The organism is Umezawaea tangerina, assembly GCF_003002815.1.
Lineage (GTDB): Bacteria > Actinomycetota > Actinomycetes > Mycobacteriales > Pseudonocardiaceae > Umezawaea > Umezawaea tangerina.
Map to the genome: position 1 here is coordinate 565986 of NZ_PVTF01000007.1, position 13453 is coordinate 579438.

The 13453-nt window shown below is 73.5% G+C and carries 12 protein-coding genes; 4 read left to right on the forward strand and 8 right to left on the reverse strand.

Annotation, left to right across the window (positions count from 1 at the left end):
- The first annotated feature begins 6 nt into the window (after nt 1-6).
- Nucleotides 7-1992 (forward strand): alpha/beta fold hydrolase, encoded by a 1986-nt coding sequence (locus CLV43_RS25370; protein ID WP_106189749.1) that lies wholly within the window; start codon nt 7-9, stop codon nt 1990-1992.
- Nucleotides 1993-2046: 54 nt separating this feature from the next.
- On the opposite strand, the gene CLV43_RS25375 is transcribed toward CLV43_RS25370, so the two are convergent.
- From CLV43_RS25375 to CLV43_RS25395, 5 genes are all read right to left on the reverse strand, one after another.
- Entirely contained in the window at nt 2047-3513 is a 1467-nt protein-coding gene (locus CLV43_RS25375) for an alpha/beta hydrolase (RefSeq protein WP_106189750.1), read from the reverse strand.
- Nucleotides 3514-3604: 91 nt separating this feature from the next.
- A complete protein-coding gene (locus CLV43_RS25380; RefSeq protein ID WP_106189751.1) occupies nt 3605-4219 on the reverse strand; it encodes a hypothetical protein in 615 nt (204 codons plus the stop codon).
- 169 nt (nt 4220-4388) lie between these two features.
- Nucleotides 4389-5015, reverse strand: coding sequence for a TetR/AcrR family transcriptional regulator (locus tag CLV43_RS50110; protein ID WP_106189752.1), 627 nt, complete (start codon nt 5013-5015; stop codon nt 4389-4391).
- 35 nt (nt 5016-5050) lie between these two features.
- A complete protein-coding gene (locus tag CLV43_RS25390; protein WP_106189753.1) occupies nt 5051-5908 on the reverse strand; it encodes a class I SAM-dependent methyltransferase in 858 nt (285 codons plus the stop codon).
- Between the two features lie 90 nt (nt 5909-5998).
- Complete coding sequence (locus tag CLV43_RS25395; protein ID WP_170156001.1) at nt 5999-6580, reverse strand: XRE family transcriptional regulator; 582 nt, start codon at nt 6578-6580, stop codon at nt 5999-6001.
- Nucleotides 6581-6661: 81 nt separating this feature from the next.
- Between CLV43_RS25395 and CLV43_RS25400 the strand changes: the two genes are divergently transcribed.
- Entirely contained in the window at nt 6662-7633 is a 972-nt protein-coding gene (locus CLV43_RS25400; RefSeq protein ID WP_106189755.1) for an NAD(P)/FAD-dependent oxidoreductase, read from the forward strand.
- A 350-nt stretch (nt 7634-7983) separates the two neighbouring features.
- Here the strand turns inward: CLV43_RS25400 and CLV43_RS25405 are convergent, their stop codons facing one another.
- Entirely contained in the window at nt 7984-8343 is a 360-nt protein-coding gene (locus CLV43_RS25405; protein WP_106189850.1) for an SRPBCC family protein, read from the reverse strand.
- Nucleotides 8344-8724: 381 nt separating this feature from the next.
- Here CLV43_RS25405 and CLV43_RS25415 point away from each other — a divergent pair, with 381 nt between their 5' ends.
- The gene (locus CLV43_RS25415; RefSeq protein WP_146174896.1) at nt 8725-11676 is read left to right on the forward strand and encodes an NACHT domain-containing protein; all 2952 of its coding nucleotides are present in this window, start codon (nt 8725-8727) and stop codon (nt 11674-11676) included.
- A gap of 216 nt (nt 11677-11892) precedes the next feature.
- Complete coding sequence (locus CLV43_RS25420) at nt 11893-12228, forward strand: helix-turn-helix domain-containing protein (RefSeq protein WP_106189851.1); 336 nt, start codon at nt 11893-11895, stop codon at nt 12226-12228.
- An 11-nt stretch (nt 12229-12239) separates the two neighbouring features.
- Here CLV43_RS25420 and CLV43_RS25425 read toward each other — a convergent pair whose 3' ends face one another.
- Together CLV43_RS25425 and CLV43_RS25430 are read right to left on the reverse strand one after the other, a co-directional pair.
- Nucleotides 12240-12830, reverse strand: coding sequence for a ClpP family protease (locus CLV43_RS25425; RefSeq protein WP_106189757.1), 591 nt, complete (start codon nt 12828-12830; stop codon nt 12240-12242).
- Complete coding sequence (locus CLV43_RS25430; protein ID WP_106189758.1) at nt 12827-13453, reverse strand: ClpP family protease; 627 nt, start codon at nt 13451-13453, stop codon at nt 12827-12829. The genes CLV43_RS25425 and CLV43_RS25430 overlap by 4 nt, the downstream gene beginning before the upstream one ends.

A 13453-nucleotide genomic window follows, 5' to 3' on the forward strand; every position in this document is an offset into this window, starting at 1 on the left:
TCTCCCATGGCCCTGTCCAAGCCCAGTTCCCGCGTCGTCGCCCTGGTGGTCACCGGCGTCGCCCTCCTGTCCCTCGGCTACCTCGCCGTCCGCCCCGAGCAGGCACTGGCGGTGCCCGACGGTGCCGCTCCGGGGTCGATCTCCCTGCGGCCGTGCGACTTCGCCGCCGAGTCGGGGACCGTCGATGCCGAGTGCGGCACGCTCGTCGTCCGGGAGACCAGGGACGACCCGTCGTCCGAGCTGATCGCGCTGCCGGTGACGAGGATCCGCGCCACCGGGTCCGATCCCGGCGAGCCGGTCTTCCGGCTGGCGGGCGGTCCCGGCGGCACGAACATGGTGTTCCCGCAGGCGAGTCGGCTGACCGACAAGCACGACGTCGTCCTGGTCGGCTACCGCGGTGTCGACGGGTCGCGCCGCCTGGACTGCCCCGAGGTCGCGGGCGCGATGCAGGGGGCAGACGACCTCACCGCCGCCAAGGCCCTGCCCGCGACCACCCGCGCGTTCAAGCTGTGCGCGGACCGGCTGACCCGCGAAGGCGTCGACCTGAACGCCTACTCGGTGGTGCAACGGGTCGAGGACATGGAGTCCGCCCGCACCGCGCTGGGGTACTCGCGGATCGACCTGCTCAGCTCCAGCGCCGGGACGCGGACCGCGATGGTCTACTCCTGGCGCCACCCCGACTCGCTGCACCGCTCGGCGATGGTGTCGGTCAACCCGCCCGGCCACTTCGTCTGGGACCCGCGCATCACCGACTCGCAGTTCGCGCAGTACGCCGAGCTGTGCCGGGCGGACGCGGGCTGCGCCGCGCGCACCCCGGACCTTGCGGCGACGGTCCGGCAGGCCGCCGCGGCCATCCCCGACCGGTGGGGGCCGTTCCGGATCAAGGACACCAACGTGCGGGTGCTGAGCCAGTACGCCATGCACCACAACGGTCCCGGTTCGGCGCCCAACAACGCGCCCACGCTCATCGACGCCTACCTCAGCGGTGACGCCGGTGCCCTGTGGGCGATGTCGTTCCTCGGCGACGTCACGCTGCCCAGCTCGATCGTGTGGGGCGAGTTCGCCTCGTTCGCGATGATCGACGCCCCGGCGGCCAAGGCGTACTACGCCGCGGGTGGCGATCCGGGGTCGATCCTCGGCAACGCGTCGACGGACTTCCTGTGGACGGGGCCCTCGGGGTTTCCGACGGTGTGGCCGGACAGCCCGGACAACGCGCAGTACCGCACCGTGCGGCCGACGGACGTCGAGACCCTGCTGGTCAGCGGCTCGGTGGACTTCTCGACCCCGTCGCAGCTGGCGGCCAAGGAGCTGCTGCCGTCGTTGACGCGCGGCAAGCAGGTCGTCCTGCCGGAGCTGGGGCACACCGCGGACTTCTGGGAGCACCGCCCGGAGGCGAGCAAGCAGCTGCTGACGAGCTTCTACGACACCGGGCAGGCCGACAGCTCGAAGTACGACACCCGACCCGTCGACTTCGGCGCCGTGCCGCTGAGCATGTCCACGATCGCCAGGCTGCTGGTCGGTGTCGCGCTCGCGGGTGTGGTCCTGGGGCTGGCCGTGCTCGGACTGATGGCCCGCAGGCGGCGTCGCCGTGGTGGGTTCGGGCCGCGGGCGGGTGTGTGGCTGCGGGTCCTGACGGTGGTGCCGCTGGGGTTGGGCGGGTGGTTCCTGGGCGTCCTGCTGGTGTGGACGGTCAACCCGGACGACTTCGTCGCCAGCGCGACCGTCATCGCGCCCGGCGTGGGTCTGCTGATCGGCGGTGGTGCCTACCTCACCTGGGTCCGCCGTGACGTGCCCGTCCAGGCCCGCCGGGCCGCTCTCGCCGGTTCGGTCGGCGCGGCGCTCGTGGGCGCTTTCCTCGGTTCCGCCGCGCTTCCCGGTCTGATGGCTCCGCTCACGGCCATCCTCGGCGCGGCCGCGGCGGCGAACCTGCTCCTCGTGCTCCTCGCCCCAAGGCTCCACAGTGGACCGGAGCCCGTGCTGGGAACCGTGTGACCGAAACGGAAACCGGGCCGGGCCCGTCGGGAAGCCGACGGGCCCGGCCCGTGCTCATCCGGCCGCGGGGCAGCGGGTGCCCGCGGCGGGGACGGTCAGGTCGAGCAGGTAGGCGTCCACGGTGGCGCGGGTGCAGTCGGTGCGGGTGTAGACGCCGTGGCCGGACCCCTCGTAGGTCACCAGGGTCGCCTTGCCGCGAGCCTGCCGGGCCGCCTCGACCGCGCCCTCGTAGCCGGTCGCCGGGTCGTGCAGGGAGTTGAGCATCAGGACCTCCGGCGCGCGGCGCGGCGTCCACGGGGCGGCGGGGTTGAGCTCGGGGCCCTGCCAGCCGACGCAGGAGAGCAGGGCGAGGTCCCAGATCGGCGCGGCCTGGATCGTCGGAGCGGCCGCGCGGACCTCGGCGTCGAGCCGGGCGACGTCCGCGGCGGACCCGGCGTGCCCGCCGAAGTCCTGGCACAGCACGGCGAACCCCGGCTTGCGCGACAGCTGGGGCTCGTCGGGCCCGGAGCTCTCGACCGACGCGGTCTCGGGGGTCTGCGTCTCCAGCTCGACGAGGAAGTCGGCGAGCCGCGCCCAGTCGGGGCCGTAGCCCGCGCGGACGGTCCGGTCGGCCAGCTTCGCGGCGGTGAGCGGGTAGTCCGGCCTGCCCGGCTCGTGCAGCTCGCCGCGCCCTGCCCTGCCCCGCAGGTCGGTGTACAGGGCCGGGACGTCCCGGCCGTGCAGCGCGCAGGACGGGGTCGCGTCGCACCAGCGGGTGAACGTGGCGAAGACGTCCTCGGCCGCCCGCGCGCTCGCGACGAGCAGGCCGGGCTGGCCCGAGCCGGCGTCGACGACGCTGTCGACGACCATGGCGCGCAGCCGGTCGCCGTAGCGCTCGGCGTACTCCTGGCCGTAGAGCGTGCCGTAGGACTGCCCGAAGTAGCTGATCTTCCGCTCGCCCAGTGCCGCGCGCAGCGCGTCCATGTCCCGCACGGCGCTCTGCGCGTCGACGCGGTCGAAGACGGGACCGGTGTGCGTGCGGCACTCGGCGGCCAGCGCCCGGTTGTAGGCGGCCAGCTGGTCGAACCGCTCGGGAGTGTCCGGCCTGCCGTCGGGGTAGGCGACGCCGACCGCGCCGAGGTCGCAGAGGATCGGGCTGCTCGCGCCGACACCGCGCGGGTCGAACCCGACGACGTCGAACCGGGCCAGCACCTCCGGGCTGAACGTCGACGGGGCGTCCTGGGCGAACTCCACGCCCGAGCCCCCAGGGCCGCCGGGGTTCACCACCACCACGCCGATCCGGCGGGCCGGGTCGGTGGCCGCGCGCCTGGCCACGGCGAGGTCGACGGTCGGACCGTGCGGGTCCGACCAGTCGACCGGGACGGTGAGGGTCGCGCAGTCCGCCTCCGGGACGTCCGGGCAGGCCGCCCACTGAAGGGGGTGCCCGGTGGCGGACGCGGTCGGGGCGGTCGCGGTGAGGAGACCCGCGGTCAGTGCGGCGACGGCGGCGAGCGCTCGTCGCGAGGTGCTCGTGGTGGTCATGCCCGGCAAGACGCCGGGTTCCGATGCTGCGGTTCTCGTTGTGACCGGCGCCACAGCCGCCGCGGCGTCCCGCGGCGGCCGTGGCCCGGTGTCACGCGCAGGCGGCCGGGTCCACCTGGAAGCCCGGCGCGTCCCACGCTCCGGCGACCGCGGCACGCGACGTCTCGGTCGCCACGCCGTCCACGACGGAGTAGGTCACGCGCTTGCCGGTGTAGATGCCCTGCGGCCGGTTGGTCAGCCGCGCGTCGACGGTGACGAGCGAGCGGCCACCTCCGCTGTCCTCGCAGCCGTACCCGTTGAGGGCGCTGATGCCGCCGCCCTCCCAAACCCGCAGCGCCGAACCGTCGGACGCCGTCACCGGCCGAAGTCCGCCGAACAGCCCCCAGACGCCGAAGCCCACGGTGTTCGCGCCGACCGACTCGGCCACCACGACCTCGTCGGTGCCGTCACCGCCCAGGTCGACCACCCGCAACGGAAGCGGGCCCACGTGTGAGTCGAGCGGCACGAGCGCGGTCAGTCGCAAGCCCCGGATGGTGGTGCTCAGGAGCTGCTTGGTCGAGTCGCCCGCGACCTGTTCGGTGGTGACGGTCTCCAGGACGCCGTCCCCGTCCAGGTCGGCCTGGACGGACTCCTGGACCGCCGCGTTCGCCGGCGCGGCGAACGTGGCGGAGGCGACGAGAGCGAGCAGCAGTGCGGTAGTCCTCATGATCGAGTTCCCCCTCGATGGCGCGGCCCCGCGCAGATCCCCCTGCGGAGCCGCTTGTCCACGACGCGGTCAGCGTCCGGGAAGAGGACGCGCGAACCACCGGACGCGTTGCCACGACCCCTGTGGCCCGATCGGGTGATAGGGGGAGGTCGTCAGCGAGGTCTGACGATCACCGCGGTGCCGCGCCGCCGAACCACCGGTCGAGCTCGTCGAGGACGTTCTCGACGACCGGGTACAGCTCGGCGGCGATCCGCTCCTGGTCCTGCCCCTCGCGGGTGCGCCGCCCGGCGTCGCCGATGATGATCCGGAACACGCCCGCGAGCGCGATCCCACGCACCTCGGCCACCTCCGGTGCGACGTCGGTGGTCTCGGCGACGGCGGCGGCGAGCGCGGCGGCCTGGCGGTCGGTCAGCTCCAGCGCCAGTCGGTGCACGGCGGGGCTGACCGCCGCCAGGTGGCCGAGCTCGCCCCGCCACACCTCCGGCGGGACGTCGCGGATCGCGGCGACCGACCGGAGCGTGAACTCGCGGATGGCCGCCGCCGGGCTCGTGCCGGGCGGCCGGGAGCGGACCAGGTCGCACAGCCGGTCCTGGACCTGCTGCTCGCGGTCGGTGACCAGGTGCTCCTTGGACCGGAAGTAGTTGTAGACCGTCTGCTCGGCGACCTCGGCCGCGCGCGCCACGTCGCCGACCGACACGTTCTCGTAGCCGCGCTCGGCGAACAGCCTGGCCGCGGTGTCGGCGATGAGCCGTCGGGTGCGCGCCTTCTTGATCTCGCGGATTCCGGGGCCTGCCACCCCGACAGCCTAAGCCGACCTCCGCCGGGGCGCGGTCAGGCTCGGCGTGCGGCCCACACCTTGCGCTCGGTGCGCACGACGAGGTCGTCGCGGCGCAGCACGCTGTCCGGGGCGTCGGCGTCGAGCAGCCGGTCCAGCGCGGCGAGGTCGTCGGCCGGGAGCGCGTCGGCGACGGAGCCGCGCAGGCGCTGGAGGCTGTTCAGCGCGTAGCGGCCGATCACCTCCGACCCCGACCGCTCGATGTGGACGGTGATCGTGCGCTCGCCTTCGAGGGTGAACCCGGCGCCGGTCAGCTTGGGTCCCCAGTCGGCGCCGCGGTGGGGCATGTGCTCCGCGTGGAAGCGGTCGCTCACGGCGTGGCAGCGCTCCTCCAGGCCAGGGCGCTCGGCGGGGGCGTCGGAGGGCAGGAACAGGGGGAAGCCCGCGAGCTCGACGACGGCGAACAGGCCGCCCGGCGCGAGCGCGTCGTGGACCCGGCGCAGCGCCCGGTCGGGGTCGGCCATGTGGTGCATGGAGGCCGACGCCCACACCAGCTCGGGGGAGCCGAGGTCCGGCCAGTCCGCGTCGAGATCGGCCTGGACGAGGTCCACCCGGTCCGCCACGCCGGCCGCCTCGGCCTTGTCGCGCAGGCGGTGCAGGTGGTCGGCCGAGGAGTCGACGGCGGTGACGTGGGCGTCGGGGAAGCGGGTGAGCAGGGCGAAGGTGCCCGCACCCGTGCCGCAGCCCAGGTCCACGATCCGCCGGGGGCTCGTGCGCACGGGCAGCCACGCGGTGATGGACGCGGTGTGCTCGGCGAGGACCTCCGCGTCGAGGTCGAGCACCTCGGCCTGGGTGTCGCCGTGCTGGTGGCCGTGACCGTGGCCGTGCTGGTGGGTGTGGTGCGTGTGGGTCATGCGACCACGGTAGGTCGGTCATGCGCCATGCGCACGGGGGTTTGCGTAAAACGCAAGAAGGTGGGTGCTCCCGCTGCCGCACGCGCAAGGTCAACTCGGCACGGGCTCCTCGGGGGAGGAGCGGTGTCCCCGGCGGGCGTCGCGGTCGAAGATGCCCATGACCTCGCACGGTCCGCCCTCGGCGCCGATCGCGTGCGGGAGCATGGTCGGGAACTCCGCGGCCTGGTCGGTCTCCACGCGGAAGCGGCGGTTTCCCAGCAGCAGCACGGCGGTGCCGGACAGCACGACCAGCCACTCGCGACCGGGGTGGGCGCGCAGGCGGGCGGGGTTGTCCGGCGGCGGGGTCGTCATGCGCTGGCGCACGACGGTCATGCCGGGGTCCGCCTTGACGGGCCACCGCAGCTGCCCGTGGGCGCCGTCGACGATCGGGTTGGAGACCACGTCGTCGGTGGCCGTCTCGACGAGCTGGTCGAGCGAGGTGTCCAGGGCGCGGGCGAGGACGACGAGCTGGTCGAGCGCGAGGCGCCGCCGCCCGTTCTCGATGCGGCTGAGCGAGGACGGGCTCATCCGCGCACGGGCGGCCAGGTCGTCCAGGGACCAGCCCTGCGCCATCCGCAGCGCCCGGATCCGCTTGCGCACCAGGCTGTCCAGCTCGCCATCTTCTTGCTCCATGCGCAAGAGTGTATGCGCTAGTGGCAAGGTGCGCATACGGTCGTGGCGCAGGGACCCCGGCCCGACGAAGTGGAGTGCGCCATGCCCGTGACACCGACAGACCCGTTGCCGGACCGGACGGTCGACGCCGTGGTGATCGGCGGTGGCGCGGCGGGGCTGAACGGCGCGCTGGTGCTGGCCCGCTCGCGCCGTTCCGTCGTCGTGGTCGACAGCGGCACGCCCCGCAACGCGCCCGCCGAGGGCGTGCACGGCCTGCTCGGCCTGGACGGCACCCCGCCGGACGAGCTGCTGCGCCGCGGCCGTGAGGAGGTCCGCCGCTACGGCGGGACGGTGGTGGCGGGCGAGGTGACCTCCGCCGTCGGGTCCGCGGGTGCCGACCCGCGCTTCACCGTCACCCTGGCCGGCGGCGGGACCGTGCGGGCGCGCCGGGTGCTGGTCGCCACCGGGCTGCGCGACGTGCTGCCCGACGTCCCCGGCCTGGCCCGGCACTGGGGGCGCGGCGTCGTGCACTGCCCGTACTGCCACGGCTGGGAGGTGCGCGACGAGCCCATCGGCGTCCTCGCCGTGGGACCGGCGTCGGCGCACCACGCGCTGCTGTTCCGCCAGCTGACCGACGACCTCGTGTTCTTCACCCGCGGCACCGACCTGGACGCGGACACGCGCGCCCGGTTCGCCGCCCGCGGCATCCGGGTCGTCGACACCCCGGTCACGGAGGTCGTATCCGATGGCGACGCCGTCACCGGCGTGCGGCTGACCGACGGCGAGGTCGTGCCGCGGCGCGTCCTCGCGGTCGCCACCACGATGCTCGCCCGCATCGACGGGCTCGACGGCCTCGGGCTGCCGGTGGAGGACCTGCCGGGCGGCATGGGCCGCCGCCTCGTCGCTGGCTTGGCGGGCTCGACGACCGTGCCGGGCGTGTGGGTGGCGGGCAACGCCACCGACCCGACCGCGCAGGTCGGCGCCTCCGCCGCCGCCGGTGCCCTGGCCGGCGCCCACCTCAACGCCGACCTCGTCACCGCCGACGCGGACGCGGCCCTCGCCGCCGCCTCCTGAGGGGATCCCCCGACCGGCCGGTCACAGCGGAACGCCGACAGGGACTCGGACGTCGGGACCGTCGTCGTCGAGCAGGACGGAGGCCTCGACGGCGTGGGCGGGCGCAACCGGTCGGGGCCGGATCGGGGTAGTCGGGCCCGGAACTGCACCACTGGCTCGGGAGGACCGCCATCGCGCCGGACGTGGTCACCTTCGTCACCGACGGCATCCGGAGCGCCGTCGCCAAGGTCAACGCCGTGTCGGGGGAGCGCACGCACGGCGCCACCGCGGCTGTGTGGTCGAGGCGGGCAGCGGCGTGACCCACCTGCGCTACCGGGTCGTCCGCCAGGCGCGGTCACCGTGCGGCCGGGTCACTGCCCGTAGGAGTACCGCAGACCGGCGAACAGCAGCTCGTTCATCCGCCGCCGCAGGTGCCCGGTCTTGCTCGGGTCCGGCATCCCGTCCGGCGTCAGCAACGTGAACCGCAACACCGTCCCCCCGTCCCCGGCGGCCACCAACCCGAAGCGCACCCGGTCATCCGGCCTGCTCGGCCACAACGACGACCACACCACCGCGGACGGCTCCTCCGCCACCAGCACCACCGGCTCGACCTCGTCGGCCAACAACACCAACCACGGCCGCGCACCCACCCGACGCGGCTCGACGAGCGACCGCCAGACGACGGACGGCGGCGCGGGCAACGTGCGCGCCCGCGAACCGATCTCGATCACCCCACCAGGGTAGGTCGACCGCCCCACCTCCGCCGACCGGTTTTCGGCGGAGCGGGAGTTCGCGGCAGCCACGTCGTTGGAAGTCGCGGTCCGGACGCACATACCACAGTGGACAGATGATTGGCCTTGTCGGAAAAGGGGTTTGTCATCCAGTTCGGCGTCGGGTGGCGTGGTCGGCGGCAATGCCGACGCGCCCGGTCTGATCCTCACAGCCCGGAACGCCGGCCTTGTCGGGGAGGGTCGCGCCGACGCGACACCGCTTCGAGGTGGGTACGGGCGTTCGCCCGGCACGGGCCTGCCGCGTAACGGCCGATTGGGCGCAGGCGATCTTCCACGCAGTCGTAGGGGGCTTGACCTGATCGAGGAGACGAGAAGCAGTTGGTGGCTTGGCGACCTTCCAACGCCACGGTCTCCGTGGCGGCCATCGCGGTCGCGCTGGCGGGCAACATGGCGACCAGCACGGTGTCCGTGAAGGCCGGGTGGTGGCCCGTCGTGGTGTGGACGGCCGTGGGGGTGCTGGCGACCTCGGCGGTCGCGATGGAGCTGTTGCGCCAGCGGGGGCCGTCGCCCGCGGACGGGCGGGATCTCGCGCCGGTGGTCGACGAGCTCGCAGCGGTGGTGCGGAAGCAGTGGCGGGACGAGGTCGCACGGCGCGCGCTGAACGACCCGTACCCGCTGCCCGTCAGGTGGGAGCCCGCCCCGGCGGACGACGTGGCGGGCTGGGGCGACGTGACGCAGCTGGCCGCGAACGGAGCCGGGTGGCCGCGCACCGGGCGCGAAGGGTGGGCGGCCACCCCGGAGGGCCTGGCGGGTACGGGTGGTGAGCTGGTCGAGGTGTGGCGGAAGGTGCCGACGAGGCGGCTCGTCGTCCTCGGGGACCCTGGTTCGGGCAAGACCATGCTCCTGGCCCGGTTGGTGATCGACCTGCTGGACCCGGCGGTCCGCGCCGCCGGCGACCCGGTGCCCGTCCTCGTCTCCCTCGCGTCGTGGCACCCGGTCGACCAGGACCTCCTGTCCTGGCTGGTCGAGCAGCTGGTGATCGACCACCCGGCCCTGGATCGCAAGCACGCGCGGGGAGGCCCGCTGGCCAGGGCACTGCTCGACAACGGCTCGATCACCCTTGTCCTGGACGGGCTGGACGAGATCCCGGAGGGACTGCGCGCGCAGGCCGTCGTGGCCATCAACCAGGCACTGCACAGCGGACAGCCGCTGATCGTCAGCAGCCGCACCGACGCGTACTCCGAAGCGATCCGGCCCGCGGGCGGGATCGGGGTGGCGTTGACCGGTGCCGCGGGTATCCGATTACGCCCGCTCGACGCGCAGGACGTGGTCGACTACCTCCGCAGCAGCGCCGGAGGCGCGACCGGCAGACGGCGGTGGGACCGCGTGGCCGACGCGCTCGCGTCCGGAGGCCCGCTGGCCGAGGCGCTGGTCACCCCGCTGATGACCACGCTGGCCCGCACCGTCTACAACCCGACGTCGATGGCGAGCACGACGACGTTGCCCGACCCGGCGGATCTCCTGGAGCTCGAGGACTCGACTGCGGTCGAACGGCACCTGCTCGACGGCTTCGTCCCGGCCTCCTACCGCCCGCACCCCACCCGGCGTACCCGGTGGGAGCCCGACCAGGCCGAACGGTGGCTCGGGTACCTGGCCTACCACCTCGAGCACGACCGCAACGGCTTCCCCGACCTGGCGTGGTGGCAGCTGCACCTGCGCGCCCGTCCGCGGTCGCCGTCGAAGGTTTTCGCGGCGCTGGTGTGCGGCGGGATCGCTGTGCTGGCAGGCGCCGCCGCGGCCGCGCTGTACTCCTCGGCGTTCGGGTACAACCTCGTCGGCGTCCTGGGACCGGCGGTCGCCGCGACGGTGGTTCTGGTGTTCGGCACCATCCTGTGGCTCACCGGTCGGTTCGACGCGGCGGTGGTGTCGGTCGTGGTGGCGGGGATCGGGGGTGGACTCGCCGCGGATCTCGGCGGGGACTTCTCCGGCCTGGCCGCGACCTCGCCGTCCCTGATCATCACCGTGGGCCTGGCGGCGGGGTTCGCCCATCCCCTGAGGTCGGACGGCCCACGTCCGTTGGTCGCCGGAGGCGCGGTCATGGCCATGACCGCGTTGATGTCCGCCGGGCTCAACGCCGCCAACCTGCCCGCGCTGTCCACTCTGGACTGGGCGGTGACCGAGGGCGTATTGGCAGGGCTGATCGTCATGGCGGCGATGACCTTGTCCGCGCCGGTGGACGTGCTCGTCACCTCCCGCCGTGACTGGGTGGTGGCAGCCTCGACGGCCACCGCGCTCCACTTGATCGCCTACTGGCCCGACTTCGGTCAAGGCGAGAGGTCCTCCCTCGACTGGATGAACAGCGTGTTGTCGGTCGTCGTCGTGGCGGCTGTCGGCGCGAGCCGGGCCGGTCGGAGCGCTCCCCGCCATCGGGTGAAGCTCGCCGTGGTGGTGGCGTCGGTCCTCGCGCTGAAGGTGCTCCTGTGGGACGACGTGGTCACGTTCTTCCTGGTCGTGGGCTTCATCGGCGCGATGGGTCTTCGGGGTGCGTACGCCCGTCGTGGTCGGTCGGCTGTCGGCACTCCTGAGGACTGGTTGACCAGACCGTTCCGCGCGGGCACCGGCTACGGACTGGTCCACGCCCTGTACTTCTCCCCGCTCTACGGGCTCGCGGTTGGTGTGGCGGTGGCGCTCGTGGTCGAGTTGGGCTCACCGCTGCTGGCCTCGCAGACCCCGGCGCAGGGCCTGCGGCTCACGGGACGCGGTGCCATGGTGGGCGTGCTGGTCTGCGCGGCCGTATGGCTCCTGCTGACCGGGCGGCAAGCGGTGTCGAACGTGCTCCTGCTGGGACTCGCGATCGGCGGCGCGGCCGCCGTCACCTACGGGCTCGACGTGCCGAGGACCATCACACCTGTTCGCTCGCCTGAGCAGGTGCTGGCCAAGGACCGGATGGTGTTCCTGGTCAACGCCGCCGCGGTCGCCGTGGCGATCACCCTCGCAGTGGGTGTCGCGGCGGGGGCGGGCTCGCAGTTCGAACCGACCACAGCGGCGGTCGGCGGCCTCACCTACGGCCTGGCCGCCGGAGCGGTGGTCGCCTTCAGCAGGACGCAGTGGCCGCGCTACACCCTCAACCGCATCGCCCTCACCGCGGCGGGGAGCGTCCCTTGGGCGTTGACGAGCTTCCTGCGGGACGCGCACACCGTCCACGGAGTGCTGAGGCAGAACGGCGCCTCCTACCAGTTCCGCCACGTCGACCTCCAGCGCAGGCTCGCGGAGCGCTACGCCGCGAGACTCGATCGGCGGCACGACGACCGGTCACCCGACCGCGTCGGCTGACCTGGGGTGCTCCCGAACCGCCTTGCTGGATGTGGAGGGACTGCGGCCGCGGTGCGGATCCTGGTCTGCGATGGCGGAGTGGCGATCGGGGAGGACCGTGCTCGCGGCCGGCGAACCCGCGTCGTGCACTGACAGGTGTCCTCCGACGCGATCCCCTTGTTCCGCCCGGAGCGAACCCCGTGCTCGCCGGTGTCCGTCCGGTGTCAGGATGAGCGCATGGCGGACATCCTCCCCTTCCACCAGAAGCGCGCCCCCGAGCCCGAGCCGTTGTGGCGGGAGGCGTTGGGGCAGCGGTTGCGGGCCACCAGGGAGGAGCAGGGCGGGCGGTTGGTCGACGTGGCGGAGCGGGCGGGGATCTCGCCGCAGTACCTGTCGGAGATCGAGCGCGGGCGCAAGGAGCCGTCGAGCGAGATGATCGCGGCGGTGACGGGCGCCTTGGGCGTCGAGCTGGCGGATCTGCTGATCGGTGTCGCGGGTGCGGTCCGCGGCCGCCACGGCGCGGGTCTCGCTGTCGGGCGGCGGCCCGCGGGACCCGTGCTCATGGCTGCCTGACGGACCCGGCGTCAGCCGCGGTGGTCCAGGACGTGGTCGGCGAGGCCGTAGGCGACGGCGCCCGACGCGTCGAACACGCGGTCGCGGTCGGTGTCGTGCCGCAGGTCCGCGACGGCGCGCCCGGTGTGCTTGGAGAGGATCTCCTCCAGCTGGGTGCGGACCCGGACGACCTCGTCGGCCTGGAGGATGAGGTCGGGGATGGTGCCGCGGCCCTGCGCCGCGGGCTGGTGCAGCACGACCCTGGTGTGCGGCAGCACGAACCGGTGGCCCGGCGCGCCCGCCGCGAGGAGCACGGCGCTGGCGGCGACGGCCTGGCCGACGCACGTCGTGGACACCGGGGCCTTGATGTAGCGCATGGTGTCGTACAGCGCGAGCATCGCGGACGGGTCGCCGCCCTCGGAGTTGATGTAGAGGTTGATCTCCCGTTCCGGGCTGTCCGCCTCCAGGTGCAGCAGCTGGGCGATCAGCGCGTTCGCCACCCCGGAGTCGATGGCGGTGCCGAGGTAGACGATCCGCTCCGACAGCAGGTGCGAGTAGACGTCCATGATCCGCTCGCCGCCGAGGTTGCGGGTGATGACGTTGGGGATGGTGTAGGTGCTCATGCGCGGGCTCCCGTCGCGATGCCGAGCCCGAGCGCGTGGGTGCGCACCGGCACGACCTGGTCGAGGTCGGAGACGACGTGGTCGATGAACCCGTACTCGAGCGCCTGCGCGGTGGTGAACCAGCGGTCGTGCAGCGAGTCGGTGAAGATCCGGTCCATCGGCTGGCCGGTGTCCTGCGAGATGAGCCCGAGCACCGTGTCCCTGGTGTGGCGCAGGTCGTCGGCCTGCACCTCCACCTCGACCGCCGACCCGCCGATCCCCGAGGAGCCCTGGTGCATCAGGATGCGGGCGTGCGGCAGCGCGAAGCGCTTGCCCGGTGTGCCCGACGACAGCAGGAACTGCCCCGCGCTGCACGCCAGCCCCAGCGCGAGCGTGGACACGTCGCACGGGATGAGCCGCATCACGTCGCGGATGGCCAGCATCGCGGGCACCGAGCCGCCCGGCGAGTGGATCCACAGCGCGATGTCCTTCACCGGGTCGTCGCTCGCCAGCGACAGCATCTGGGTGGCGAGCACCGTCCCGTTGTCGTCGTCCAGCGGGCCGTCGAGGACCAGCACGCGCTGGCCGAGGAACCGTTCGCGGAGCCGGTGGTCGAACAGCGGCTGCCTTTCGTTGTTCGTCAT

What these genes read in the sequence shown, in the direction of transcription:
- CLV43_RS25380 (WP_106189751.1), bottom strand. Translation starts at nt 4,219, where the DNA reads ATGAGGACTACCGCACTGCTGCTCGCTCTCGTCGCCTCCGCCACGTTC.
- CLV43_RS25425 (WP_106189757.1), bottom strand. Translation starts at nt 12,830, where the DNA reads ATGAGCACCTACACCATCCCCAACGTCATCACCCGCAACCTCGGCGGC.
- CLV43_RS25395 (WP_170156001.1), bottom strand. Translation starts at nt 6,580, where the DNA reads ATGGAGCAAGAAGATGGCGAGCTGGACAGCCTGGTGCGCAAGCGGATC.
- CLV43_RS25375 (WP_106189750.1), bottom strand. Translation starts at nt 3,513, where the DNA reads ATGACCACCACGAGCACCTCGCGACGAGCGCTCGCCGCCGTCGCCGCA.
- CLV43_RS25400 (WP_106189755.1), top strand. Translation starts at nt 6,662, where the DNA reads ATGCCCGTGACACCGACAGACCCGTTGCCGGACCGGACGGTCGACGCC.
- CLV43_RS25420 (WP_106189851.1), top strand. Translation starts at nt 11,893, where the DNA reads ATGGCGGACATCCTCCCCTTCCACCAGAAGCGCGCCCCCGAGCCCGAG.
- CLV43_RS25370 (WP_106189749.1), top strand. Translation starts at nt 7, where the DNA reads ATGGCCCTGTCCAAGCCCAGTTCCCGCGTCGTCGCCCTGGTGGTCACC.
- CLV43_RS25430 (WP_106189758.1), bottom strand. Translation starts at nt 13,453, where the DNA reads ATGACGAACAACGAAAGGCAGCCGCTGTTCGACCACCGGCTCCGCGAA.
- CLV43_RS25390 (WP_106189753.1), bottom strand. Translation starts at nt 5,908, where the DNA reads ATGACCCACACGCACCACACCCACCAGCACGGCCACGGTCACGGCCAC.